The 26,553-nt window shown below is 69.9% G+C and carries 20 protein-coding genes; 1 reads left to right on the top strand and 19 read right to left on the bottom strand.

Annotated elements, in window-relative coordinates; translation table 11 throughout:
• Nucleotides 1-83 precede the first annotated feature (83 nt).
• The 8 genes from BLQ73_RS21705 to dacB all read right to left on the bottom strand — a co-directional run bounded on the left by BLQ73_RS21705 (nucleotide 84) and on the right by dacB (nucleotide 9,154).
• A complete protein-coding gene (locus BLQ73_RS21705) occupies nucleotides 84-530 on the bottom strand; it encodes a nuclear transport factor 2 family protein (RefSeq protein ID WP_093172763.1) in 447 nt (148 codons plus the stop codon).
• Entirely contained in the window at nucleotides 527-1,384 is an 858-nt protein-coding gene (folP, locus tag BLQ73_RS21710; protein WP_245691253.1) for a dihydropteroate synthase, read from the bottom strand. Before folP ends, BLQ73_RS21705 begins: the two co-directional genes overlap by 4 nt.
• 343 nt (nucleotides 1,385-1,727) lie before the next feature.
• Nucleotides 1,728-2,312, bottom strand: coding sequence for a GTP cyclohydrolase I FolE (gene folE, locus BLQ73_RS21715; protein ID WP_245691254.1), 585 nt, complete (start codon nucleotides 2,310-2,312; stop codon nucleotides 1,728-1,730).
• A 2-nt stretch (nucleotides 2,313-2,314) separates the two neighbouring features.
• The gene (gene ftsH / locus BLQ73_RS21720) at nucleotides 2,315-4,288 is read right to left on the bottom strand and encodes an ATP-dependent zinc metalloprotease FtsH (RefSeq protein WP_093172769.1); all 1,974 of its coding nucleotides are present in this window, start codon (nucleotides 4,286-4,288) and stop codon (nucleotides 2,315-2,317) included.
• A gap of 453 nt (nucleotides 4,289-4,741) precedes the next feature.
• The gene (gene hpt, locus BLQ73_RS21725) at nucleotides 4,742-5,305 is read right to left on the bottom strand and encodes a hypoxanthine phosphoribosyltransferase (RefSeq protein WP_176955587.1); all 564 of its coding nucleotides are present in this window, start codon (nucleotides 5,303-5,305) and stop codon (nucleotides 4,742-4,744) included.
• A 68-nt stretch (nucleotides 5,306-5,373) separates the two neighbouring features.
• Nucleotides 5,374-6,423 (bottom strand): tRNA lysidine(34) synthetase TilS, encoded by a 1,050-nt coding sequence (gene tilS / locus BLQ73_RS21730; protein ID WP_093172771.1) that lies wholly within the window; start codon nucleotides 6,421-6,423, stop codon nucleotides 5,374-5,376.
• A 91-nt stretch (nucleotides 6,424-6,514) separates the two neighbouring features.
• Nucleotides 6,515-7,603, bottom strand: coding sequence for a zinc-dependent metalloprotease (locus BLQ73_RS21735; RefSeq protein ID WP_176955588.1), 1,089 nt, complete (start codon nucleotides 7,601-7,603; stop codon nucleotides 6,515-6,517).
• Nucleotides 7,604-7,747: 144 nt separating this feature from the next.
• Complete coding sequence (gene dacB / locus BLQ73_RS21740) at nucleotides 7,748-9,154, bottom strand: D-alanyl-D-alanine carboxypeptidase/D-alanyl-D-alanine endopeptidase (RefSeq protein ID WP_245691256.1); 1,407 nt, start codon at nucleotides 9,152-9,154, stop codon at nucleotides 7,748-7,750.
• Between the two features lie 88 nt (nucleotides 9,155-9,242).
• Between dacB and BLQ73_RS21745 the strand changes: the two genes are divergently transcribed.
• The gene (locus BLQ73_RS21745; RefSeq protein WP_093172775.1) at nucleotides 9,243-9,731 is read left to right on the top strand and encodes an inorganic diphosphatase; all 489 of its coding nucleotides are present in this window, start codon (nucleotides 9,243-9,245) and stop codon (nucleotides 9,729-9,731) included.
• Between the two features lie 158 nt (nucleotides 9,732-9,889).
• On the opposite strand, the gene BLQ73_RS34215 is transcribed toward BLQ73_RS21745, so the two are convergent.
• From BLQ73_RS34215 to BLQ73_RS21800, 11 genes are all read right to left on the bottom strand, one after another.
• On the bottom strand, nucleotides 9,890-11,158 hold the full coding sequence (locus BLQ73_RS34215; RefSeq protein WP_093172777.1) for a C40 family peptidase: 1,269 nt from the start codon (nucleotides 11,156-11,158) through the stop codon (nucleotides 9,890-9,892).
• A 177-nt stretch (nucleotides 11,159-11,335) separates the two neighbouring features.
• The gene (locus BLQ73_RS21755; protein WP_093172779.1) at nucleotides 11,336-12,910 is read right to left on the bottom strand and encodes a sigma-70 family RNA polymerase sigma factor; all 1,575 of its coding nucleotides are present in this window, start codon (nucleotides 12,908-12,910) and stop codon (nucleotides 11,336-11,338) included.
• A gap of 204 nt (nucleotides 12,911-13,114) precedes the next feature.
• The gene (locus BLQ73_RS21760; protein ID WP_093172877.1) at nucleotides 13,115-13,897 is read right to left on the bottom strand and encodes a hypothetical protein; all 783 of its coding nucleotides are present in this window, start codon (nucleotides 13,895-13,897) and stop codon (nucleotides 13,115-13,117) included.
• A 293-nt stretch (nucleotides 13,898-14,190) separates the two neighbouring features.
• Nucleotides 14,191-15,801, bottom strand: coding sequence for an ABC-F family ATP-binding cassette domain-containing protein (locus tag BLQ73_RS21765; RefSeq protein ID WP_093172781.1), 1,611 nt, complete (start codon nucleotides 15,799-15,801; stop codon nucleotides 14,191-14,193).
• Nucleotides 15,802-15,917: 116 nt separating this feature from the next.
• On the bottom strand, nucleotides 15,918-16,778 hold the full coding sequence (locus BLQ73_RS21770; protein WP_218125955.1) for a methionyl-tRNA formyltransferase: 861 nt from the start codon (nucleotides 16,776-16,778) through the stop codon (nucleotides 15,918-15,920).
• A 219-nt stretch (nucleotides 16,779-16,997) separates the two neighbouring features.
• Nucleotides 16,998-18,434, bottom strand: coding sequence for a methyltransferase family protein (locus BLQ73_RS21775; RefSeq protein WP_245691258.1), 1,437 nt, complete (start codon nucleotides 18,432-18,434; stop codon nucleotides 16,998-17,000).
• Between the two features lie 593 nt (nucleotides 18,435-19,027).
• On the bottom strand, nucleotides 19,028-20,122 hold the full coding sequence (locus BLQ73_RS33510) for a LuxR C-terminal-related transcriptional regulator (protein WP_218125956.1): 1,095 nt from the start codon (nucleotides 20,120-20,122) through the stop codon (nucleotides 19,028-19,030).
• Between the two features lie 400 nt (nucleotides 20,123-20,522).
• Entirely contained in the window at nucleotides 20,523-21,695 is a 1,173-nt protein-coding gene (locus BLQ73_RS21785) for a cytochrome P450 (protein ID WP_093172783.1), read from the bottom strand.
• Between the two features lie 245 nt (nucleotides 21,696-21,940).
• Nucleotides 21,941-25,120 (bottom strand): AfsR/SARP family transcriptional regulator, encoded by a 3,180-nt coding sequence (locus BLQ73_RS21790; protein WP_093172785.1) that lies wholly within the window; start codon nucleotides 25,118-25,120, stop codon nucleotides 21,941-21,943.
• A gap of 4 nt (nucleotides 25,121-25,124) precedes the next feature.
• Complete coding sequence (locus tag BLQ73_RS21795; protein WP_143020367.1) at nucleotides 25,125-25,973, bottom strand: hypothetical protein; 849 nt, start codon at nucleotides 25,971-25,973, stop codon at nucleotides 25,125-25,127.
• On the bottom strand, nucleotides 25,958-26,527 hold the full coding sequence (locus BLQ73_RS21800; RefSeq protein ID WP_143020368.1) for a hypothetical protein: 570 nt from the start codon (nucleotides 26,525-26,527) through the stop codon (nucleotides 25,958-25,960). Before BLQ73_RS21800 ends, BLQ73_RS21795 begins: the two co-directional genes overlap by 16 nt.
• Nucleotides 26,528-26,553: the final 26 nt, after the last annotated feature.

A 26,553-nucleotide genomic window follows, 5' to 3' on the forward strand; every position in this document is an offset into this window, starting at 1 on the left:
TCGGTGATGGAATTCACCCATACCCCCCAATGCAGCTCTAATGACGCGGGTGCGTAGCAAAGCCACAAAACCCCAGTAGAAGGTTACGCCGTCGCCTCTTCCTCTCCCTCATCGTCGTCCTCCCCCTGGAGGACGGGAGAGCCGTGGTGCATCCACAGCCGCCACCCGCCGCCCGTCCGGACGAAGGTGTTGGTCGCGACGACCTTGCCCGCGGCGAAACTCGCGTCCCCGGCGTCACCCGCCGTCAGAATGTTCTCGGCGCAGGTGAGAATGGCGACGTCGCCGATGACCGTGGTCGAGACATCGGTCAGCACGAATTGGATATACGGCGTGTTCGCCATGATCAACGCCCATGAGCGCAGCACCTCGGCCCGGCCGCTCAGCAGCGGCCACCCCGGATGCACGCACGAAACCTTGCCGGCCTCGGTGTCCTCGGCCCAGACCTCGGTCATGCGATCGAGATCGGCGTCCTCAATCGCCGTATAGAACGCCTGATTGGCCGTCTCGACCGCGCCGATGTCCACGTTCATCCGCTCTCCCCGCCCTTCCGCCACGCGGCGGCCACACGCACGGCATCCGCATTGGGCCGCACGCTGTGGACACGCACACACCATGCCCCCGCTTGCGCCGCGAGAGCCGTCACGGCCGTCGTGGCGTCGTCGGAAGCGCCGAACGGGCGGGGGGTTCCGTCGGGCTCGGCCAACAAGCGGCCCAGAAAACGTTTGCGCGAAGCCCCGATGAGCAGGGGGAAGCCCAGCTCACCGAGACGGGGAAGCCCGGCGAGCACCGCCCAGTCCTGCCCGCCCCGCTTCGAGAACCCGAGCCCCGGGTCCAGGATGATCTGACTCTCCGACACGCCCTCGGCCATCACCGCGGCGACCCGCTTGGTGAGCTCCTCACAGACCTCGGCCACCACGTCGGTGTAGACCGCGAGGTCGTCCATGCCCTTGCTGTGGCCACGCCAGTGCATCACGACGTACGGCACGCCGGAGGCGGCCACAATGCGCGACATGTCGGGGTCGGCCAGACCACCGCTGACGTCGTTGACGAGCCCCACGCCCACCTCGACCGCGGCCTTGGCGACCTCGGCCCGCATGGTGTCGACACTCACCGGGACGCCTTCGGCGACAAGCGCCCGGATCACCGGGATCACCCGGGCGAGCTCCTCCTCCAGGGAGACCCTGGAGGCACCCGGCCGGGTCGACTCGCCGCCCACATCGATCAGGTCGGCACCCTGTTCGACCAGCTCAAGGCCATGCCGTACGGCAGTGCCCACGTCGAACCAGCGCCCCCCGTCCGAGAACGAGTCCGGGGTCACATTGACGACACCCATGACCAGGCAGCGCCCCCTGTCGGGGAACCCTGGAACACCGCGCGTGGTCATGCCGACCAGCCTAGGTGTTCACACCACCCGAACCCCCCCGAGGGGTACGCCTTGGCGATAACGAATCAGCCCCATCCCCACTCATCCCGGCTGCCTTATACCCGGGAATCCGGATTCGAGTGGCCTGGCGCTGAAGGTTTCCGCGATCCCCCGCGCCCGGGGCCGTCGGCGGCGGCACCCGGCCGCCGCGACGCGAGGGCCGCGGCCGACCGGGTCTCACGAGACTCTCACCGAGCCCTCAAGGGGCTCCGGGGCCTCACGCGGCGCGCGACGGCCCTGGCAAACCCGCCCGACCGGCGTACGGCCTGAGAGGCGCCCTCAAGCCGTACGCCGGATCCGCGGGCTAGCGTCCGATGATGAGGGACATGGCTTCGGCGCGGGTCTTGTCGCTGTCGCGGAAGCTGCCGCGCACCGCCGAGGTGGTGGTCTTCGCCCCCGGCTTGCGCACGCCCCTGATCGTCATGCACATGTGCTCGGCCTCGATCACGACGATGACGCCGCGGGGTTCGAGCACCCGCATGAGGCCGTCGGCGATCTGGGACGTCATGCGCTCCTGGACCTGGGGCCGCCTGGCGTAGACGTCGACCAGCCTCGCGAGCTTGGACAGGCCCGTGATCTGCCCCTTCTCGTTGGGGACGTAGCCCACATGGGCCACCCCGTGGAAGGGGAGCAGGTGGTGCTCGCAGGTGCTGAAGACCTCGATGTCCTTGACCAGGATCATCTCATCGTGATCCGCGTCGAAGACCGTGGTCAGGACATCTTCGGGGGTGAGGCCAAGGCCCGCGAACTGCTCCGCGTAAGCCCTGGCCACGCGCGCGGGGGTGGCCCGCAGGCCATCTCGGTCGGGGTCTTCGCCGATCGCCAGAAGTATCTCGCGAACGGCCTTTTCAATCCGATCTGAGTCGACCAGGTGGTGCTGATTTGCCACGTTCAATTTCCGTCTCGGGGTACGACGTCTTGCGCAGCCGACGTGCCCGCCGGCAGAGCACCGTTTCCAGCCTGCTCCTTCCGGGTCAGCACGGGCGGCCTGTCAGAGGGGAGGCGCTTGCCGTATCCGGAGTACGACGGGCGGTGCTCCTTCTTTACCACGGGCGAGAAGATCTGGAGGACCTGGTCGCGGGAGAGGGTCTCCTTCTCCATGAGTTCGAGGACCAGGTTGTCGAGCACGTCTCGGTACTGGACGAGGATCTCCCACGCCGTGTCGTGGGCCGACTCGATGAGGCGGCGCACCTCCTCGTCGATCGTGGAGGCGATCTTCTCGGAGTAGTCGCGCTCGTGGCCCATGTCGCGGCCGAGGAAGACCTCGCTGTTGCCGGTGCCGAACTTGCGGGCGCCGAGCTGCTCGCTCATGCCGTACTCGGTCACCATGCGGCGGGCAATGGAGGTGGCCTTCTCGATGTCGTTGGAGGCGCCGGTGGTGGGCTCGTGGAAGACGAGCTCCTCGGCCGTGCGCCCACCGAGCAGCATGGCGAGCTGGTCGAGCATCTCCGACCGGGTCGCGAGGAACTTGTCCTCCATCGGCAGCGTCATCGTGTAGCCGAGGGCTCGGCCGCGCGACAGGATCGTGATCTTGTGCACGGGGTCGGCGTTGGGCAGCGCGTGCGCCACCAGGGCGTGGCCGCCCTCGTGGTAGGCGATGACCTTCTTCTCCTGGTCGGACATGACCCGGGTCTTGCGCTCGGGGCCGGCCATCACGCGGTCGATGGACTCCTCCAGGATCGCCATGGAGATGAGCTTCTTGTCCTGGCGAGCGGTGAGCAGGGCCGCCTCGTTGATGACGTTGGCGAGGTCGGCGCCGGTGAAGCCGGGCGTGCGGCGGGCGATGACCTCGAGGTCGACGTCGCCGTCGAACGGCTTGCCCCTGGCGTGGACCTTCAGGATGCCCTTGCGGCCCTCAAGGTCGGGACGGTCGATGACGATCTGCCGGTCGAAGCGGCCCGGGCGCAGCAGCGCGGGGTCGAGGATGTCGGGGCGGTTGGTCGCCGCGATGAGGATCACGCCGCCCTTGACGTCGAAGCCGTCCATCTCGACGAGGAGCTGGTTGAGGGTCTGCTCGCGCTCGTCGTGGCCGCCGCCGAGACCCGCGCCGCGGTGCCGACCGACGGCGTCGATCTCGTCGATGAAGATGATCGCGGGCGCGTTGGCCTTGGCCTGCTCGAACAGGTCGCGCACCCGGGAGGCGCCGACACCGACGAACATCTCGACGAAGTCCGAACCCGAGATGGAGTAGAACGGCACGCCCGCCTCACCCGCGACGGCGCGGGCGAGCAGGGTCTTGCCGGTGCCGGGCGAGCCGTAGAGCAGCACGCCCTTGGGGATCTTGGCGCCGATCGCCTGGAACTTGGCCGGGGCCTGGAGGAAGTCCTTGATCTCCTGGAGTTCCTCGATGGCCTCGTCGGCGCCGGCGACGTCGGCGAAGGTGGTCTTGGGCGTGTCCTTGGTGATCAGCTTGGCCTTGGACTTGCCGAAGTTCATGACCCGGGAGCCGCCGCCCTGCATCTGGTTCATCAGGAACAGGAAGATGAGGACGATGACGACGACCGGCAGGAAGCTGACCAGCAGGCCCACCAGGAAGTTCTCCTGGGGCACCTCGACGTTGTAGCCGTCCTTCAGCTTGCCGGCCTTCTCGGCGGCGGTGAGCTGGTTGGCGAGCTGCACACCCTGGCCGGAGACCCAGGAAGAGGAGAAGCGCTGGTTGTCGGTCGTGGTGACCTCGATGCGCTGATCCTTGTCAATGATCTTCGCATTGGCGACCTTGCCCTCGTCGATCATCTTGACGATCGCGGAGGTGTCCGTCTTCTCGTAGTTGCTATCGCCGCCCCACATGGTGGTGACGACCAAGAGCAGCACGACGATGCCCAGGATCCACAGGAGTGGCCCACGTGTAAATCGCTTGAGATCCATCCGATGCGGAACCCCTTGCGGGCCCGTCCCTTCCTGACCATGGCCTGGTCCCCCAGGGGTTGCCTCCTGAGGGTTGCGGCATCCTAACCGCTCCAACTGACGACGCAAGGACGAGGCGAGCACGCCCTTGGTGTCCGAAGGTACACCGCTGCGCCGCGCAAGGTCACTGTCCCAGCGCTAACGCACCTGCCCTACCAACGTACGTCAAGTGCGCCTATGTTCCCCTCGCCTTGAGACCAATATCGCGTTCCCGAGGGCTGGGCTTCGCCCAGGGCGTATTTCCAGGGGTTGCGGACCACACGCGGGACACCGTTCGCATGCGCGCCACGTGCATGCGCGTCACGCATGCGCGTCACGCATGCACGTGGCGTGCGCCTGCGTGCGCCTGCGTGCGCCGGGCAGCGGACCGGCGGTCCGGCCGTGGCCCGGCGGGAGCCCTCGGCGGGCGGCCTCTCAGGACTTGGCGCCGCCGTAGACGTGCGGAGCGAGGGTGCCGATGAAGGGAAGGTTGCGGTAGCGCTCGGCGTAGTCGAGCCCGTAGCCGATCACGAACTCGTTGGGGATGTCGAACCCGACGTACTTCACGTCGAGGTCCACCTTGAGCGCGTCGGGCTTGCGGAGAAGCGCGCAGATGCCCACCGAGGCCGGGTTGCGCGACTCCAGGTTGTGGACCAGCCAGGAGAGCGTCAGGCCCGAGTCGATGATGTCCTCGACGACCAGGACGTGACGTCCTGCGATGTCGGTGTCGAGGTCCTTCATGACGCGCACCACACCGGACGACTTGGTGCCGGCGCCGTACGACGACACCGCCATCCAGTCCATCTCCAGCGGGGTGCGCAGCGCCCTGGCGAGGTCGGCCATGACCATGACGGCGCCCTTGAGCACCCCGACGATCAAGAGCTTCTCGCCCGCGTAGTCCGCATCGATCCGTGCGGCCAGTTCAGAGATCTTGGCCTGGAGCTCATCCTCGGAAATGAGGACTTTCTCCAGATCCATGCCGATGTCGGCTGCGTCCACCTGGGATTTCCTTCGTGTGTCGGTGCTCTTCCACCCCGCGAGAAGCCGGGCTCGCCACGCGCCACACCTTAGCCTTGTGCCCGACTCTCTTTTGCGGGAGACCCCCAGCACATCCTCTCAAACGCGAGAACTCCGGCATTTCGGACGACTCCCACGCCTCCGGGCATGTGAACAGCACGCTGACCACGCCATTCGGTGACCAACCGGTCGGCCTCCGCGATGTGCACGGCCGCCAGGGCCCCGGACGGCGACCCCGCCGCCAGCGCCGCCCGCCGTATCACCCGCCGCCGCACGGCGGCCGGGCACGACGCGAGCACCGACACCGACAGACAGACCGCCGGACGCGCCGGCGGGGAGGCCTCCTCCGCCGGGGGACGGCCGGTGAGCGCCTCCCGGTAGACGCGGTCCGCCCAGGCGTCGAGCGCGTCGGCGTCGTCCCGGCACAGGGCGGCGGTGCGCGCCAGGGCCTCGGGGATGCCGGGTCCCAGTTCCTCGCAGAGGACGGGAAGCACGTGCTCACGCACCCGGACCCTCGTATACCGCGTTTCGCGGTTGTGGGGGTCCTCCCAGGGCGCGAGCCCGAGCGCGGCGCAGGCGACCGTCGTCACGGACCGGCCGAGCCCCAGCAGAGGCCGCCGGTAAATCCCAACAATTCCCGCCATTCCCGCCAGCGAGCGTGGCCCACTCCCCCTCACAAGCCCCAGAAGCACCGTCTCAGCTTGATCGTCTCGGGTGTGCCCCAGGAGTACGGCCTCGGCCCCCAGCCGCTCCGCGGCCCCCGCCAGGGCCGCGTAGCGCGCCTCCCTGGCCGCCGCCTCCGGCCCGCCCTCGGTGCCGACCGTCACCGCGAGCACCTCGGCCGGGTCGAGGCCGAGGCTCGGCGCCAGCCGTACGACACGGTCGGCCTGACGGGCCGAACCCTCCTGCAGGCCGTGATCGACGGTCACCAGCCCGGCGCGCAGCCCCATGCGTGGCGCGGCGAAGCCGAGGCCCGCCGCCAGCGCCAGCGAGTCGGCGCCGCCGCTGCACGCCACGAGCACCAGCCCGCCCCGGGTGAGGTCGGCCAGAGACTCGCGAACGGCCCGGCGCACGTCGGCCACCGCCGGATGAGGACCCATGCCCTCATTCTCGGCCCTACCCGACCCTCGCCGGGCCCGCGCGGGCGTCGGGCGGACGTCGGGCGGACGTCGGGCGCATGTCTCGCGGGCGTCAGTTCGCGGCGGCGCTGGGGATCTCGCGGGGGTTGACGACGCGGGCGATCCAAGCCGCCGGATCGGCGAACTCGGCCTGCGTCGGCAGTGTCTCCGGCGAGGTCCAGACCCGGTTGAAGCCCTCCATGCCCACGGCGTCCACGACAGCGTGGACGAAGGCCGAACCCTCCGCGTACTGCTTCATCTTCAGATCGATGCCGAGCAGCCGGCGGAGCGTGCGGTCGAAGCGGGACCCACCTTCGCGGCGGTGCTGGAACTTGCCGCGGATCTCCGCCACCGACGGCACGACGGACGGGCCCACGGCGTCCATGACGAAGTCGCCATGGCCCTCGACGAGCGTCATGACGGCGGTCAGCCGGTCGAGGACGGCCTTCTGCTCATCGCTCTGGATGGCGTCGAGCAGGGTGGACTCCCCGCCGCGCACCGCGTCGGCGACGGCGTCGACCGCCTGCTTGAGCCGGTCCAGCAGGGTCTGCAGGTCGAGGTCGGCGGCGAGCAGGAACTCCGTCATCTGGCTTCTGACGTATTCCCGCAGCCAGGGCACCCCGGTGAACTGCACCCGGTGGGTCTCCTCGTGGAGGCACACCCAGAGCCGGAAGTCGCGGGCGTGGACGCCGAGCTCGCGTTCGGCGTGGACGATGTTGGGCGCGACCAGGGTGAGCCGGCCCGTGGGGGCCTGGCCACTCGGGTCGGGCGGGAGGAAGAGCTCGTACTGGCCGAGGACCCGGGTGGCGAGGAAGGCGAGCACCGCCCCCACCTCGACGCCGGTGACCCGGGAGCCGACCGCCGTGAGGAGGGCGGGCGGCGGGTTGCGCCGGTTCGCCATACGTTCGGTCAGGGGTTCGAGCACGACGCGGAACCCTTCGGCGTTGGCCCTGATCCAGCCGGGCCGGTCGACGACGGTCGCGGGCTGCGGCGGGGCTTCGGCCTCGATCCTCGTGAACTCCCGCACATAGCCCTCTGCCTCGCGCGACAGCCGCCGCAGCTCGACGACGGCCTGCCTGGCCTCCTCCCGGCTCACCTGTGGACCGGGGCGCACCAGGCGTGTCCCGGTCGCGACGGCCAGATCCCAGTCGATCACCTGCATAGTTCCCACCGTATGTGGTCAGGCCGTCCCCTGCGAAGAACGGCGGCGTCGAACCCCGCGGGACCGCCGGCGCCCGTCACCGTCTCTCACCGGGAACGAGGTTTCTAAGACATTGTCGGGAAGTGCGAGGACATGGGGAGCGGATCAGGTGCCATCGGCCAGGATCGCGGCCAGGCGGTCGAGAGCCACCTCGGCCTTGCCCCAGCTCGCCGACACTTTGTCGGCCATGAAGGCGAAGGCCAGCAGGCGTCCTTCCTTGGTCGTCGCCACTCCGGCCAACGTGTTCACGCCGTTCAGCGTGCCCGTTTTAGCGCGAACCATGCCGAGTCCGGCATGGCCGCCCCGCTCGGTGAACCGCCGCTGCAGCGTGCCGGTGAAACCGGCGACGGGCATGCCGCTCACGGCCGAGTGGAGGCGCGGGTTGCTCGGGGCGGCGGCCAGGGACACCAGCCTGGCGAGCGCGACGGGCGAGATGCGGTTGCGGATCGACAGGCCGCTGCCGTCGAAGACCTCGACGCCCTGGTCGAGGCCGAGCTTGCGCAGCACGCTTTCCACGGCGGGAGCCACCGAGGCGAACGACGCCCCCTTGCCCTCCTTGATCGCCACGTGCCGCGCGAGCGCCTCGGCGAGATCGTTGTCGCTCAGCGTCAGCATCCGCTCCACCAGCGCGTAGACCGGCGCCGACTCCACGCGGGCCAGCTCGTCCACCTCCGAGGTCGCCTTGACCGGCTGGATCTTCCCGGCCACGGTGACGCCCTGCCGGCGGAGTAGGCCGGCGAACGCGGTCGCCGCCGTCCGCGCCGGATCGCCCACCCTCGCGCCCGAGTCGGGCGAGACCCTGCCCTCGTCCATCGCCAAGGCGTGGACGGGGGCCACGCTGCCCTCCGGCACGTAGCCGGGTTTCCAGCCGGGCCCGGTGCGCGGGCCGGTGAAAAGGCTGTCGTCGTAGGAGAGCCGGACGTTGCGCAGGCCCATCCCCTTGAGTGCGGTGGCTGTGCGGGAGGCGAGCTGGCCGAGGGACGCCTGCTTCGGGTACGGCGTGCCCTTGCCGGGCTTAGGCCCGGCGAGTGTCGGGTCGCCGCCGCCGACGAGCACGATCGACGCGGCGGTCGGCCCCTTCACGACACGGGTGGTGAGCCGGGTGTCGGGGCCCAGGGAAGCGAGCGCGGCGACGCCCGTGACCACCTTTGTGGTCGAAGCCGGGGTGATGCCGACATCTGGGCTTTTGCCGTACAAAGCCACACCAGTGCGGGCATCGATCAGGGAGGCTCCAACCCGGGACCCCAACGCGGGGTCACCCAGCGCCTCAGCAAGACGTCCGGTCAAAGTACCCTTGGTGGGGAGAGGTCCGTTCCCACCCGCCACAAGCACTGGCCCGGCGGTCCTGACGGGGACGGACGGCGGCTTGCCCGACACGATCGGACGTGGCGACTCTCCTGTCAGCGCGTTCAGGCTGACGTCGTTGGCCACCACATATGTGCCGGTGGCGGCCACGAACACCTGAAGCAAGACGAGAGTGACGATCGCCACCCAACGCTCGCGCCGTGACACGTCGCCGACCCTCTCCACTAGTTGGTATCGCCTACGAGACATTAACGCCCGGCCGGGAGTGCCCGGGGGCGCGAGCGGAGGAACCCCGGTGCAGTTCGACGTTGTCGTTGAAATTCCCAAGGGACAACGGAACAAGTACGAGGTGGATCATAAGTCCGGCCGCATCCGGCTCGACCGAATGCTGTTCACCTCCACCCAATATCCTGCAGATTACGGCTTCATCGAGGAAACCCTCGGTGAGGACGGTGACCCGCTCGATGCCCTGGTGCTTCTCCAGGAGCCGACCTTCCCCGGCTGCCTGATCAAGTGCAGGGCGGTCGGCATGTTCCGCATGACCGATGAGAAGGGCGGGGACGACAAGGTCCTCTGTGTTCCCGCCACCGACCCCAGGATGGAGCACATCCGCGACATCCACCACGTCCCCGAGTTCGATCGGCTGGAGATCCAGCACTTTTTCGAGGTCTACAAGGACCTTGAGCCCGGCAAATCCGTCGAGGGCGCCAACTGGGTCGGGCGTGTCGAGGCGGAGGCCGAGATCGAGCGTTCGCTGAAGAGGCACCTCGAACTCGGGCACTGAAATCTCTTCCGCGCGCCTTTCCCCAGGTCGGGCGGTATCCCTGAGCGTGGTGGGCTCCGGCCTCACGGTCGCCTCATGATCGCCTCATCGTCAGGGTCGCCTTTCCCCCCGCCGGGACGTGCCGCGGCGGGACGTATGTGCCAGGCGAGCGTCAAGCGCTACGGTGCGGCCCGGCCGACGGGCCGGGTCGCACCGACGAGGTCCCGCCGCCACATCGGGGCGATCTTGACCACGTCGCCGGTCTGGGGGGCGTGCACCATCAATCCCCGCCCTATGTAAATGCCAACGTGGTGAATGTCGCCGGGGTTGCTGGTGATTCTGCCAAAGAACAGTAGGTCCCCCCGGCGCAGGGACCCCACCGGGATGCGCGGACCCGACGTCCACTGCGTGCCCGTCCAGTGATCCAGCCGCACGCCGACCTTCTCCCAGGCCCGCATCGTCAACCCGGAGCAGTCGTAGCTGCCCGGCCCGTCGGCCGCCCAGACGTACGGCTTGCCGAGCTGCGTCAGCGCCCAGTCCGCGGCGATGTCACCCATGCGTCCCGCGCTGCGCGCCCCCGCCACCAGCGTCGACGCGCGGGCCGACGACGAACGCACGGCCGCGGAACGCACGGCCGACGAGCGCAGCCGCGCGAACTTCGCCCGCTCAAGTGCCGCCGCGCGCTGCCGCGCCAGCCGGTCGGCCTTCGACCTGGCGGCGTCGAGCCGGTCCTCCAGGGCCTTCTTCTCCTTTTCGATGCGCTCGGTCTCCACGACCTGGCGCTCCACCGCCTTCTGCGCCGTCACCTTGGCCTTCTCGGCGCGCTCTGTCGCCTCCCGGCGTTTTTCCACTGACTCGGTGGCCTGTCGGCGGAGAATGCCCATAATCTCGTGGGCGTCGCTGAGCCGCTTGACGGTTTGGCTGCGTTCCCCGCCCATGTGCTCAAGGACGCTGGCGCGGTGGAGCATGCCGGCGACCCCGCCACCGCCGGCCAGCAGAGCGATCAACGGCTCGTTGACGTCGATCCCGCCGTAGGACTCCGACGCGACGAGGGCGACCGCGCGCCGGGCCTCCTCCAGCTCCTGGCCCGCCCCCACCAGCCGGTCCGCCGCGGCGCGCTCGGCACGCTCGGCGTCGCGGAGCCGGACGATCTCGCCGTTGTACGCCTCCACGAGCCGCCCGGCTTCGGCCGCCAGGTCCTCCTTCTCGGCCAGGGCGGCGGCCAGGCGGGAGGACGCATCCCCCAGTTCCTTGCTGCTTTCGCGTACGGCGGCGCGGGCGTCGGCCACGTCGCTCGGGGTGGGGTTCGCCCTCAGCGCGGCGGCCGGCGCGGTCGACGCGTCGGCGGCCGACGCCATCGTCACCAGACAGGCGGCCAGGCTCCCGGACACCAACCTGCCGGACAGAACCCGTCGCCGTTGTGCGGTGCCCCTCTCGGCGAAGCGCATACGTCCCCCTTCACCACCCGTGTGTCGCTATGCGACAAACGATGACCCAATGCACACGGTTCCCCTGGATAACATTCCGTACACATGTTTCTTACTTAACGTAGTCATCACAGGTAGTTGGCATAACCGCGAAGGTTGGGGGGAACTCACGCCCTTTGAATGGATCGGGCGGCGAGGCTAGGCCGCGGTCTGCTCGGGCGTACCCGTGGGGGGCTCGCCACCACTGGCGGACGGCTGTGCCGTACCCGGCTCGTCCGTGGGCTTGTCGGTGGGCTTGTCCGTCGGCTTCTCGGTCGGCTCCTCGGCGGGGGGCTGCGTGGGCTTCTCGGAAGGCGTGGGCTTCTCGCTCGGGGTGGGCCCGGTCGTCGGCGCCGACGTGGCGCCGCCAGGGCCCCCCGGATGCCTGGTCGGGGCGGATGTGGGGTGCGGCCGCGGGGTGTGCGGGCCTCCCTGGTGCTCGCGGCCCGGAGGCCCCTCGACCGGCGGCATCACGATGTCCGGCCCGAGGCCTCCGGGGTCGGTGATGGGCGGCACGGCATTCGGAACCCCCGTCGGGACGGGAAGCGGGCCCGGCGGGACCGGCCTCGCGCTGCCGACGGGGGCGGCCGGAGCGGCGGGGTCGGGCTGCGGGACGCCGGCGGGCCAGACGGCCCCCCCGCTCGGCCGCGGCGAGGCGCCCTCCCCGATGGGGTCGAGCACCAGCGATCCGTCACCCGCAGACGAATTCCACGGCACCCGGATGCCCGGCGGCTCACCGGGCGCGGGGAAGGCGCCCGAGGCGATGCCCATGATGGCGCGGTCGGCGTCGAGGCCGAAGTGGTTGACGGTGAACGCCATGGTGGCTAGCGCGGCCACCGCCGCAGCAGCTCCGGCAAGCGCCTGAGACCGGCGACGGCTCCGAAAAACGGTCGGGACGGGAAAGCCGGCGGCGTCCAGCGCGCCCACACGTCGCGCGACATAACGCCGATAAGGCACCAGCTCCGGGTCCACAAAGCAGCTCATCACCCGCACGCGCAGCGACTCGGGCAGCACGACGGTGGGAAGCAGGTCGAACACCTTGGCCGGGGCGACCTGCCGCCCTCGGTGCCGGGCGCAGACGTCGCACCGGCCGAGGTGGCGGATCACCCGGTCGCGCATCTCTGGGCTCAACTCGCCGCTGAACCCGGTCAGGATGCGCGCCCGGCGAGGGCAGTCGAACGGCCCCCTGCGCGCGAGGATCTCCGCCGTCACCGCCTCACGCAGCCGGTCGCGGGCGCTCTCCAGCAGTGCCTCGGTCATGCGGTACGGCAGGCGCACGATCGCCGCGACCTCCGCCGGCGACATGCCGTGCCTGGAGGCGAGTTCGAGGACCTCGCGGTCCTCGGGCGTGAGACTGCGGACGGCGTCCCAGGCGATGATCCGCAGATCGGATTCGCCGGAGTCCTCACCAGAACCGGAACCGGACCCGGACCCGGAGACCACGACCGCGGAGACGCTCTCGGTTTCGTCTCCTCCCGCGGCCACCTGCCGCCGCATGCACTCGGCGCGGGCGAGCGCGTAGATCCAGGGCCGGAAGCGGTCCGCGCCCGCGAGGGAGTGGATGCGGGCCTCGGCCGCGATCAGCGTGTCGCGCAGCGCGACCTGGGCGCTGTCCGCGCTGCCCAGGAGCGACCAGCAGTATCGATAGATGCTCTCAGCGCAGGAGTCGTAGAGTGCGGCGAGGGCACCCGGGTCGCGGGCGCGTAGAGCCTCGACCAGGACGCTGTCATTCATGTGACCGACAGTAAACGGTCGGTAACTCGTAGTTCCAGCGATTCTCTAAGTCTTACATGAGCTGTGATTGTGATGTCATGCTCGGCGCAAGTGCCATTGCCATCCAGAAATGCACTGTTTTTCGCCTTTTATGCGCACTTATTGGAGCAACACTGTCGGTGCGGTCCCTTATCTGAGCAACACTGTCGGTAGGGGCTCGTTCGCCTAGGGCGCGACGGGAAGCGCCTGACGTCCGCGGTCCCGCGAGAAGGGAGCCGTGGTCGGTTTGACCGTGTGCACGGGCTTCACCCCGCCGAGCGCCAGCTCCTCGTACGGCTTGCCCGTAGACCCCCACGTGCGCGCCACGATCTCGGTGTTACCCACCGCCGCCTTCGCGGGCAGGCCCTCCACGCTCAGGATGAAACGCGGACGCCCTCCGGCACCCACGTTGTCCACGAACGTGGTGCCGCCGCCCAGCAACTTGCCCGCCGGGTCACGCACCAAAGCCGTCACCACCAGGCTGCTCGCCGCGAGATTGTACGGATTGGAGATGCGACCGGTCACAAGGAAAGTGCCGTTCTGCTGGCGTATGACCTTCGAGTCGGTCACGGGAAAAGGCCGGAAAGACGAGGGCACCCGCTCCGCCTTGCGCCACTGCGCCGGACGGAACTCGATCGTCACCTTCTCCGGCTTCTGCGCGGCGACCACCTGACCGCTGAACGGCAGCGAACCCGACGGCGGCACGGCGTCGAGCGGCTGGTCCATCCTGACCACCTGCTTGCCCTTGGAGTCCTTGCCCACGACCGTGGCGACGATCTGCTCGCCGAAATGCCACTGGTTATCGTTGCCCAGCACTCCGGCCCAGTTGACGACGTAGGTGTCGCCGGACTTGACGATCGACGACGTCTGGTCGCGCAGCGCGAGGGGGCGAAGCTCCGGCGCTGGCTTCTCCTCACTCGAACACCCGACGACGGTAAGAGCCGACAGCGCCACCGCGCCAACGGCCACGACACGGACGACACCGGCCGGCTGAGCGCCGGAGACCACAGGAAAGCGCAGGTTCACCATGCCGTCTTAACCCGCCCGTGGCATCCGGGCATTGTGACACGCGGGCGAACGGCGCAGCCTTTACCTCGCGGGCCGCCCCGACCTCGCCGCCCCGACCTCGCCGCCCCGACCTCGCCGCCCCGACCTCGCGGCACCGACCGGACGGCGAGAACGGCCCGGGCCACGATCGCGATCCCGGACCACGGCCGACGGCGCGGCTCGTAGGCGCGGGCCGTAGGCGCGGCTCGTCGCGGTCAGCGGGGACGGACGACCCGGGACTCGTCCCACACCGGCTCGGCGGCCTCGTAGACGCGGCCGTCGGCCCCGAACACCAGGAAGCGGTCGAAGTCCGCCGCGAACCAGCGGTCGTGGGTGACCGCGATCACCGTGCCGTCGAAGCCGGCCAGGCCGTCCTGGAGCGCCTCGGCGCTCGCCAGGTCGAGGTTGTCGGTCGGCTCGTCCAACAGCAGCAGCGTCGCCCCTGACAGTTCGAGCAGCAGGATCTGAAGCCTGGCCTGCTGGCCCCCCGACAAGGTCTCGAAACGCTGCTCGGCGACGGCGCCGGCCAGCTCGTAGCGGGCCAGCGCCTTCATCGCCTCGTTCTTGAGCCGGGCGTGCTCGGTCATGACGATCTCGCACGGCGTGCGGCCCCGCAGGTCCGGACGCGCGTGGGTCTGGGCGAAATGCCCTGGCACCACCCTGGCCCCAAGGAGCGCCGTGCCCGTCCGCCGGATGTCCTCACCGGCGAGCAGCCGCAGAAAATGGGACTTCCCCGAGCCGTTGGAGCCGAGGACCGCGATGCGTTCGCCGTACCAGATCTCGGCGTCGAACGGCTTCATCAGGCCCGTCAGCTCGAGGTCCTCGCAGACCACCGCCCGTTTGCCGGTGCGCCCGCCGCGCAGGCGCATCCTGATGTTCTGCTCCTTCGGCGCCACCTCCGGCGGCCCCGCCTCCTCGAACCGGCGCAGCCGCGTCTGCGCGGCGTGGTAGGCCGGGGCCATGCCGTCGTTGTAGCTCGCCTTCTGCTTCAGCATGACGACCAGCCGCTTGAGCTTGGCGTGCTCCTCGTCCCAGCGGCGGCGCAGCTCGTCGAGCCGCTCGTTGCGCTCCTGGCGCGCCTGTGCGTAGGTCGCGAACCCGCCACCGTGGATCCACACGCTGCCCGACTCGACGGTGACGATGCGGTCCGCCGCGTTCGCCAGGAGCTGCCGGTCATGGCTCACCAGCACCACGGTCTTCGGCGTCTCCTTGAGCCGCTCCTCCAGCCAGACCTTCCCCGGCACGTCCAGGTAGTTGTCCGGCTCGTCGAGCAGCAGGGTCTGATCCGGCCCCCGGAGCAGCGCCTCCAGCGCCAGCCGCTTCTGCTCCCCGCCTGACAGCGTGTCCACCTCGCGGTATTTCACGTTGTCGTAGGGGACGCCGAGCGCGGCCACCGTGCAGGTGTCCCAGAGGACCTCGATGTCGTAGCCCCCGGCGTCGGTGTAGTCGGTGATGGCCTGCGCATAACGCATCTGCGTCTTCTCGTCGTCGCGCTCCATCATCGCGAGCTCCGCCCGGTGCAGCGCGCCCGCCGCCCCGCGCACCCCCGGCGGGGCCACCGAGAGCAGCAGGTCGTGCACCGTGCTGCCGTCGCGGACGGTGCCGATGAACTGCCGCATGACCCCGAGGCCCCCGGAACTCGCGACACTCCCCTCGATCGGCTGCAGATCCCCGGCGATCAGCCGCATCAACGTCGTCTTGCCCGCGCCGTTCGGCCCGACCAGCGCCGCCTTGGCGCCGTCGCCCACCCGGAACGACACGTCGTTCAAAAGCGGGCGGCCGTCGGGCAGCACGTAAACCAGATGCCCCACCTCGACGTGCCCCACGGTAGCCCCCTTGCCTTATCCCGCTGTCCCGCGGAGGTTATCGGCCCATCTCCCGTCGCCGCATCCCGATTTCGCGGCGCGGCCGGGCGCCCGGCCGCGCCGTACGGCCTGCGCCGCTATCGCGAGAAGCCCCGCACGGGCCGGGATTCGACCACCCAGATAGGCCCGTCCCCGCATTCGACCCGGACACCGCCCTCGTCCTCGGTGAGACTCGTGCGCTGGACCAGCACCTTTTCCCCGTTCACGTGTGCGAACGGCCCCAGCATTCCAAGCCCGAAGTAGAACGCGCGCACCTGGTTGTGGATGACCCGGGCCGGCCGCGCCCAGTCGATGCGGTCGAAGCCCGGCTCCATCGAACCCGCGTATGTGACGCGCGTCTCGTCCTGGCGCTCGCCTTTGTAACCGTCCAGCGCGTGGTCCAGCGCCTCGGCGACGAGCACCTCCATCGTCGGGGCGAGGATCGGCCACAGTTCGTTGAACGTGAGGAACTCCGGCAGCTCTATGCCCTCGCGCTGGACCACGACCCTTCCGGTGTCGATCCGCTCGTTCATCCAGTGGACCGTCATGCCGATGCTCGGATCGCCGTTGCGGATCGCCCACTGCACCGGCGCGGGACCGCGATACTGCGGCAGCAGCGACGCGTGCACGTTGAGGATGCCGAGCTTCGGCGCCTCCAGCACCTGCTTCGGCAGTCGCCAGGAAAGGCCGCAGACGACGGCCACATCGATCTCATAGCCGCGAAGCGCCTGCGCCAGCCCTTCGGCGTTGCCCGGCAGCAGCAGGTCCACGTCCGAGGGAATGCCGCCGAGGATATCGGTGACCTTGTCGCCCACATTGCGATAGCTGGCGCCGCCGGGCCGGCCCGACCGCCCGTTGATGTACACCACCGGCAGATTTCCGTTCTTCACGCACCCCCCATGCAGGGCGGCGAACACATCAGAACGGAAAGAAACCAGTGCTACCCGCAGTCCGGTCATCGCTTCTCCTCGGCCATGTACTACGTGTGTTCACATACTTGGCGTATTTCGCTGAACCTCGTCGCTGGACGTTTTCGCCGACGTCTGCGGGCCGACCGCCACGCAGACTGTGGACGCCTTCGGATCGCCGCCGGTGCCCGCCAGGACCAGGTCGAGGCGCTGCCGCTGCGGTGTCCGGCTGTGTGGATGGTGTCGATTTCCCTGGAGGGGATTGGGCGACTAACGTATACGTGACGGCCATGACAGGGCGATCTGACAACCGTGAAATCTGTTCGTTTCCTCGCCGAATTCATAAAGTCCCTGGATGAACTCTCTCCTCTCCTTGACACCGTCTCTACCTCCGGAGTGGACGGCGCCCCCCATGAGCGGGCGATTCCCGATGCGGTTTTCCCGGATGGAGGGCATTGCCGCTTCACCGTGGAGACGGGTGGCTTTTGGGAAATCTGGGCGGAGGGCCGAAGGCGGTGAGGCAGAGCCGGGCGATGTGGTTGACGCCGGGGAGCAGGAGCAGCCAGCCGAGCATGGCCCAGCCGAGGTGCAGGTGGCCGGTGAGATGGGCGAAGGCGGTGACGCCTTCGGCGTGGAGGCCGTCGGCGCGGGTGTAGGTGATGCGGCGCAGGCCGGCGGGATGGCTTTCGGCGGGCAGGATGGCGAGGTTGACGGGGTTGCGGCGGGCCGTCCACGTGGCCCGGGGTGGCATTGGGGGCAGGTGCGGGCGATGTAGACGGTGGCCGGGGGGATGCCGTCGTGGGGGCGTAGGCGCGGGATCCAGGGGCGGGTCCGGGCGCGGTAGGTGTCCCAGGCGGTGCCGTACATCGTGCGCAGTTGGTCGTTCTCGTGCCAGGCGGCGAGGCCGGCGCCGTAGGCGACGCCGGAGACGGCGGCGGCGAGGAAGCGGATGTCCAGTGGGGCGAGGGCGAGGAAGCCCAGCGTCATGGACACCTGCATAGGGTTGCGGACAAAGCCATACGGTCCCCCGGTGACCAGGCGTTTCGGCGGGTCGTACGGCAAAGGCGTGCCGTGGCCGCTCACCGCGAACTCGCGTACGGCGGCCAGCCCGAGCAGGGCCGGTACGGCGAATGCCTGGGCCGCGAGGCTGAGCGCCCACGCCGGGCGGCTCCACAGTCCGGCGAGGGCCGCGGGCAAGGCGACGGCGAGCCCTCCGGCGAGGATGACCTGGAGCGCGACGCGGAGGCGCAGCCGTACGTCGCGGACGGTCCAGCGGGCGAGGAGCAGCCCGGGAATGAGGGAGGCGGTGATGGCCGCGGCTTCGCCGTACAGCCAGTCGGGGCCGAGGGTGACGACGGGGGCGGCGAGCGGCATGAAGCCGAGGTCGATCCAGGCGAACGCGGCAGCGGTGAGCGGGACGGGAAGGTTCAGGGTGGTGTGGGCGGGGATGGCGCCCCAGAGGAGCGCCCATCCGAGCAGGAGGTCGACGGGTATTCCGGCGACGACGGCCCCTTCCGCAGTGAACGTCCACCAGCCGAGTCTGAGGGCGAGGGTGTTGACGAGGGCGAGAGCGAGGAGGTTCCACGCGGTGGCAAGGATGACGGCGGCGATGTCGCGGTGGCCCGGTCTGCGGAGGGAGAACGACAGCGCGAGTCCCGCTATCGGAACGAACACGGCGAGCCCCCGAATGACCGCCGGGTCGTTCATGCGGTGAACGTCTTCGCCAGGTAGTCCGCGGCCTCGCCGACGGCGAAGCGCTGGAGAGGTCCGATTTGAGCGCCGAGCTTTGAGCGCCGAACGGGCGCGCGTCGATGGTGGACGCGCGCCCGTTCGTCATGCCCGGGCCGCGTGGCCGGCCCGGCCCCTCGACGGGCCGGCCACGCGAACCAGGCACACAAATGGGCTCATTGGACCCGATGGGTTGATCGGACCAAGTAGGCCGAGTGGGCCAAGTGGACCGATCAGACCAAGTGGGCCGAGTGGGCTCAATGGACCAATCAGGTCGAGTGGATCGATTCAGCCCAATGGGCCGGTTGGGCGAAGTGGACCGAGTGGGTTGATTGGGCTGGTTGGGCCGAGTGGCTCGGTTGGACCAAGTGGATCAAACGGCATGGATGGCTCCGAAGGGTTTAGTGGTACAAATGGCCTCGTTGGGTTGAGTAAGCCCATTGGGCAGGTTCCAGGGATTCCCTCAAACGGCACCAATGGACTAAATGGACCAAATCCATCAAATGGGATGAATCACCCAAATCCATCCATTGGTGCTAATGCATGGCCTGTGAGAGCGCTCCCACGCGTGTTCAACGCGGCCCGGGCTCGAACCACCCCAGTTGTTCGGCCACCGTCACGGCCTCGCGCCTCCGGCTGACGCCGAGTTTGCGATAGATGCTTCGAAGCTGCGTCTTCAGCGTGTTGGGTGAGACGTACAGGTCCCGCGCGATCTCATCCACGGTGGACAGGCTCCGTAGGTGCGACAGCACCACGCGCTCGCGCGGGCTGAGCGCCCCTTCCCGGCCATCACGCGGCGGGGGGCAGCCGTCCCCCCAGTGCCGCCGCACGACATCCGACAGCACGCGGAAATCGCGCGCCGCCCGGACCGGCCGAAACCTCACGGCCCCGGAGACACCTGCATCGCCACGCGAGCAGGCGGGCCTCACCGGCGGCTGCTGGCCTTGCCGGAGAAGCTGGTGGAAGTGGTAGGTCGCGGCGAGTTCGTAGGCCATGAGGCGTACGGCGACCGGCCAGCCCCGGCTGTGGGCCATGACGACGTCGAGGTCGCCGTCGTCGAGCGGCAGATCGGTGGCCTGGAGGAGCTGGGCGGCCTCGGTGCGGGTGAAGGCGAGTTCGGCGGCGAGGATCTCGGCCATGTCGCCCGGCGCGGCGAGCCGGGCGCGCGTCAGCACGATCACCCGGAGTCTGGGGGCGCGCCGCGCCAGGAGCGCGAGGTCCTCGCCGATCAGCGGGTGGCTGCGGATGTCGACGTCGTCGACGACGAGCAGCAGCCTGCCGGGTAAGCGGGCGAGCCACTCGATGAGTCGGCGGCGCCGTTCGAGCCCGCCGGCTCCCGCGGGTGCGGCGACGGTGTTCGCCATGCCGTACGGCACCGCCCCCGCCCGGGCGACGGCATCGGCCACGAGTTCCCAGAAGCGCGCTCGGGCGGCGTCGCCTTCACTGTCGGCCTGGGACTTCATGGAGGTCCACACCGTCGGGAGGGAGGTGGTGGCGCGGTCGCGGAGCCAGGCCCGCACGAGGGTGGTCTTGCCCGATCCGGCGGGGCCGACGATGGCGGTGAGCGGGTGTTCGACGGCCGCGTCGAGGCGGCGGTAGAGGCGTTCTCGTCGCACGATCAGTCGTGGCATCTGGGGAATCAGGTCCGTGCTCGGCAGGCTCTCCATGGGCCGCACCCCTCCTGATCTGGTTCATCGCGCACAGCGTGATGGGTCGCAATCGGGACAGACGAATACATCTGCACGCTTGCACTGAGTGATGGGATGGTAACGGAAAGCGCTGGCTCTTCACCGGCATATCCGCAAGCCGCCGAGCAATTTGCGGAGAAAACTCAGAGGGGACACCGCCGAGGGGATCTACTCCTCCAATTCCCACCAAAACTTGAGTATGGAGCTGCGCAAAAATTGCGAGGCCACGCGCTCATAGCGCGTGACCTCGCCGTACGGCTCTTAAGGGCGGCCGGCCGGGCCCTTGTCGAGCTTCACTTTAGTCATGAAAAGCCGGACCTCTGCCTACTTGACCGGCCCATTCACCTGCGGGGCCGACCGGGCATTTCACACCCACACATCACCACGTGACGGGAAGCGAGTGCACCCCGTAGATCGCCATGTCCGTGCGGAACGGCACCTCCTCCAGCGGTACGGCAAGAGCCAGGTCGGGGAAACGCCTGAACAGGCCCGTGTAAGCGATCTCCAGTTCCATGCGCGCGAGGTTCTGGCCGAGGCACTGGTGCGGCCCGAACCCGAACGCGACGTGCGGCACCTTGGGCCGGGTGATGTCGAGCGTGTCCGGGTCGTTGCAGAGGGCGGGGTCCCGGTTGGCCGCCGCGAGCGAGGTCGTGACGAACTCGTCGGGCGCGAACACCTGGCCGTTCAGCGTCAGCTCCTGCGAGGCCCTGCGGAGCGTGAACATGTCGACGATCGACAGGTAGCGCAGCAGCTCGTCCACCGCGCCCTTCGCCTCCGGCGCGCCATCCCTGATGAGCGCCGCCTGGTCGGGGTTCCTGAGCAGGAGAAGCGCGCCGATGCCGATCATGTTCGAGGTGGTCTCGTGGCCCGCGATCAGCAACAGCATCGCGATCTGGACGATCTCATCGTCCCGGAGGTCCTGGCCGTGGGTGCGGATGAGGTCGCCGATGAGCGCGTCCCCCGGCTCGACACGCTGCCGGGCGACGAACTCGGTCACGAACCCCTCCACTTCCTCCCCGGCCGCCTGCATCTCATCCAGGGTCGCGGTCAGGCTGAGCAGCACCTGACTCGTTTCCTGGAACCTGTCCCGCTCGGAGTACGGCACGCCGAGCAGCTCGCAGATCACCAGCGACGGCACCGGCAGCGCGAACCTGGACACCAGATCGGCGGGGCGGGGCGACTTCTCCAGCTCGTCGAGCTGATCGGCGACGATCTGCTCGATGAGGGGCCGCAGCGCGTTCATTCGGGCGAGCGTGAACTTGCCCGTGAGCATGCGGCGGTAGTGCGTGTGCCGCGGCGGGTCCTGCAAGAGGAACATACCGTCCTGCCCCGGACGATCGCCGAAATCGTTCCTGTTGGCATCGCTGTCGACCTCGGAACTCCACCGCGTGTCAGCCAGAACCTGGCGGACCAGGTCATGCCGGGTGACCAGCCAGAGCGCTTGGCCGGTCTGCGGCACGGTCCGCTGGACGACAGGCTCCTCCACCCGCAGCCGTGCCGTCTCGTCGGGCGGGCTGAACGGGCAACTGCGCTCGGTGGGCAGTGGTTTCATGGCGTCTCTCCTTGCTCTTGGGAAAGATCACGTGGACTGGACCGAACTCTTGGACAGTGCGCGATCGTCGATACCCGCGAACACCGCGGCCATCGCGCAGCACGCGACCAGGGCACGAGCCGGCCGGCGGGCAGCCCGCCGACAAGGTTGCGCTTGCGTCATGGGGACCAGGGTGGGCGGCGCCGCTGACGGGACGCGCACGGCGCGCTGACCCCGCACTGACGGGCCCGGCCCCGCGCGGTGTTCTAGATCTTGAGGAGTACGGCGAACGCCTCCTCCTGGGTCATGGCCGCGCCAGCCGCGTAAGCCCGGTCGAACTCCGCGTCTCCCAGCACGGCCCGGGCCCGCGCGATCGCGCTGTCGGTGTCGGGGTCGCCGACGGTGGCCATCCCCCGCAGCACGGTGGCCGCCCCGAGCAGGGTCGCCGCCTGGCGGGCCTCCCCGGCCTGCAGGGAGGCCGACGCCATGGCCTCGGCGCCGTGCGCCAGCCCCGGCTGGTCGAACGTGCTGGACGCGCGGGCGAACGCCTGCCGGTAGAAGTCGATCGCCTCCTCCAGGCGGTTCTCCGCCGCGGCCACCCGGCCGAGCCCGACGAAGATCCTCGTGTGGATCTCCTCGGCGCCGATCACAGAGTCTGCGGTCTCGGCGCTGGCCCGCTCGTAGAGGCGGCCCGCGTCCGTGAGTTCGCCGCCGACGCGGTAGGTCTCGGCGAGGACGCACAGGGCCAGGGCGTGGGCCTCGGGCGCCTGGATGCGCGCGCAGATGTCCACCGCGTGTCGGAGGTCGGCGCGCGAGCCCGCCACATCGCCCAGGCGCAGCCGTTCCTCGGCCTGCTTGATCAGGAGAAACGCGGTGTCCTCCGGGGAGTCCAGGGGCCTCACCAGCTCCAGGGCCTCGGTGATGGCCGCTATGGCCGAGGCGTGGTCGCCGCGCCAGCCGGACATGCCGGCCAGCTTCAGCATCGCCTGGACCATGCCCCACCGGTCGCCGTGGCGGCGGAACCCGTCGAGGGCGAGTCCGAACTCCGTCTCGGCCTCGGTGGCCTGCCCCTCCCCGATCCGCACATAACCGAGGAGCAGGTGGCCGCAGGAGCGCACCCACGGATCAGAGCTGGTGGTGGCGCGGAGCACGGCGGGGGTGACGGTCTCGTAGTCGCCTTCGGCGATCGCCTGAACGGGCCTGATCATGGCGAGCAGCGGGTGGTGCTCGGTCAGTCCGAGCGAGCCGACGAGGTCGTCGGCGTCGGCGAGCAGCGTCAGCAGCTCGTCGCTGGGCGGGGCGACCATCGCGAGTTTGAGCACGCACATGCCGTACGCGGCCTCCAGGCCGGCGGGCGGCCTGCGGCCGGCCATGAGGGCGAGCACGCGCGGGGTGGTCTCCCTGCCCTGCTGGCGCAGGCCGCGCAGCCACCAATACCAGGCGAGCCCGGCGACCAGCCGCAGCGCGGTCTCCACGTCTCCGCTCTCGATCGCCCAGCGGAGCGCGGCGTGGATGTCCTCGTGCGCCTCGATAAGCCGCTGGATCCACGTCACCTGGTCGAGCCCGCGCAGGTGGGGTTCGGCCTTCTCGACGAGGTCGAGGAAGCACTGGGCGTGGGCGTGGCGGAACTCGGCCTCCTCGCCGGCCTCGACCGGCCGCCCCGCGCAGAAGACGCGGATCGTCTCCAGCATGCGGTAGCGCCCGTCCACCTCGCCGACCAGGGATTTGTCCACCAGTGCCGCGAGGGTGTCGACGATGTCGCCGCCGCACACCCGTTCGGCCTGCTCCAGGGTCGCCCCGCTCGCGAACACCGACAGCCGGCGGGCCAGCGACCGCTCCCGCTCGTCCAGCAGGTCCCAGCTCCACGCCACCACGGCGTGGAGGGTGCGGTGCCGGGGCAGTGCCGTACGGCTCCCGCCGGTCAGCAGCCGGAATCTGTCGTTCAGCTTGTCGGCGACGGTGGCGACCGGCATCGAGCGGGTGCGCGCCGCGGCCAGCTCAATGGCGAGCGGCAGCCCGTCGAGAGTGCGGCAGATGCTCACCACATGGTGGAGGTTGCCCAGATCGAGGGTGAAACCGGGGCGTACGGCGGCGGCACGGTCGGCGAACAGCCTCACCGCGTCGTAGTCCGTCGCCTGGTCGAGCGGAACGCCCTCGGGCGGCATCGCCAGGGGGTGGACGGGGAGCAGCACTTCGCCGGTGATGCCGAGCTGTTCCCGGCTGGTCGCGAGGATTGTGACGGACGGGCAGGCCGCGAGCACCGCGTCGGCGAGGTGAGCTGCCTCGTGGACCACGTGTTCGCAGTTGTCCAGGATGAGCACGGCCGACCGATGGCGGAGCATGTCCAACACCCTGTCCACGGAGTCCCGCCCGAGGGGCAGCGTGGCCCGGTCGTCGCCGATCGCCGCGAGCACGGCCTGTGGTACGTCGACGCCGCTGCTCAGCGGGGCGAACTCCACGAAGCACACCTGGGGTCCGTCCAGGACGGTGGCCACCTCGGTCGCCAGCCGCGTCTTGCCCGCGCCGCCGGGGCCGATCATCGTGACGAGCCGCCGCTCCTTCAGCAGCCACCGGGCGCGTGCGATCTCGTCGTGTCTGCCGATGAAGCTGGTGAGTTGGGCGCGCACGCCGCTCGCGGCGGCCGGAGCGGCGCGCTGGGGGCCCTGGCCCCGTAGCAGCGCCATGTGGACGGCGGCCAGGTCGGGGGACGGCGAGGCGCCGAGTTTCTCGGCGAGCACGGTGCGTGCGTCCTCGTAGGCCGCGAGCGCCTCGGCGACCCGGCCGGTCAGGGCCAGGGCCCGCATGAGCTGCCCCCAGAGGCGCTCGCGCAGGGGGTGCTCGGCGAGGACCGCCCGGATCTCGTCCACGAGCGCGCTCCCCTGCCCGGCCATCCGGCCGGACCCCGCGGCCCCGGTGGGGGCGCCGCCGAGCTCGGCGGCGCGCAGTTCCGCCTCGACGCGGTCCTCCCGGGCCGCGAGCGCCAGCTCCGACAGCCGGCGTGCGTGCGGCTCGGCGAACGGCACCTCCAGCACGTCGGCCAGCGCCGGGCCACGCCACAGCTCCAGTGCCTCGCCCAACGCCGTGGCCGCCCGGCGGGGATCGCCGTCGGCCAGCGCCCGGCGCCCCTCCCCGACCAGGCGCGCGAACCTGTGGACGTCGACGTCGTCGAGCCCCGCCTCCAGTCGGTATCCCGCCGGAGTTCGCTCGATCGCGCAGTCCCCGCCGAGCAGAGCGCGCAGCCGCGACACCTGGGACTGGAGCGCGTTGGCGGCCCTGACCGGCGGGGCTTCGCCGTACAGCCCGTCGATCAGCCGGTCGACGGGGACCACGCGGCCCGCGTCGAGCAGCAGCATGACGAGGAGCCCACGCAGCCGTGTCCCGGCCACCTGTACCGGCCGGCCTTCCGCCCGCCGCACTTCAGTCGAGCCCAGAATGCCGAACCGCATAACTTCAATTGTGGTCATCCGCCTCCAGATCGTGCAGTCGCGTCAGTGTGGTGTCCGGCCGCGGTCGCCGGCGGTCGAGGACGAAGGCCCAGGAGGCCGACACCTCCGGGGAGAGGTTCTCGTCGCGTTCACGCATCAACGCGGGCACGTACCATCCCGCGTTGACCAGCGCCACCCGCGCCGAGGACGGCATACGCGCGTGTACGGTCACCCGGTCGGCGGCCGTGTAGACGCACGGGAACTCCTCGGCCGTGTGCCCTATCTCGCAGCTCGCCCCCGCCAGACGCCCCACGGGGACGCCCGAGCGGCCGAGCGAGCGGAAGAACAGCACGTCCACGCGGGTCGGGTGACGAGGGGTGGCCACCTCCACCACCAGAGGTGCGCCCTTGGGGACCCGGATGGCGGTCCTGCCCGTGATGCCCCGCGGCGCCTCTCGCTCCGCGGTCCGGCCGCCTCGCAGCCACAGGCTGTAGACCTCCTCACCGGCCACCATCGGACGCCGGAAGGTGGTGTGGGAGGCGCGTGCCGCGTGCTCTGTCGCCCAGAAGGCGCGCGGCACGCGCGCGGGAGGGGCGACCACGAGCATTCTGCCGTCGGGAAGCACGGCGGGCGGTCTCCGCGGCCCGGCCCCCGGTCGCGCGGGAGCGAGTGCGCGCGGGGAGGCGGGCGGCGGCGCGACGGCGCCAACCGGCTCCACCACCACCGCCGCCCTATCGCCCCCCGAGGCGGTGACCGCCGCGGGCGGCGCCCCCGCGCACGCCCCGAGCAGCCCGACGGCGAGTACGGCACAGCCCCGTTTATGTGCTTGTGCGCCCGCGGCGAGAAAAGGCCGGCGGTTCAGTTGACGACGCATTCAAGCGACCTCGCCGGGGTCTTCAGACGCGCGACATACGTGCTGCCGCCTTCCGTGCTTTCGTGATAGCTACGGCCCCGCCAGCGCTTTTTCTCGTCCCAGCATCGGCTGGAATGTGCGGTCACGCGGATGTTCGCGGTTTTTTCCACTTTGTTTCCGGAGCCGCGGACCCGCCAGCCGTTCACTTCCTCGCTCTCGACCACCACCGCGACCCTGAGCCGTACGCGGTAGTCGCAGTCCGATCCGGCGGTGACCCGCACACGGGTGGGGCGGGTGACGAGCGTCGGCGACTCGATCCACGCCTGGCAGTCGGCCGGGCTGTCCGTCTTGATCGCCGAGGCGTTGTTTCCTGCGCTGACCTGGGATGACAGTGTTCTCGGCCCGGTGCCCGACTCTCCTTCCGCGCCGATCAGGGTGAGAACGTCGTCCTCCGGGCCGCCCTTGACCCCCGCCTGCGGCGCGGCGCCGGCCGGCGCCGGCTCAGGGCTGTGCGCGACGGCCGGCACCGCGGTTCCCGCAAGGCCCGCGAGCAGCAGCGGCGTGGCCGCGAGCATGGACATCGTCCTCCATGTCATTACTC

Origin of the sequence: Sinosporangium album, assembly GCF_900100605.1 — a bacterium.
GTDB lineage: Bacteria > Actinomycetota > Actinomycetes > Streptosporangiales > Streptosporangiaceae > Sinosporangium > Sinosporangium album.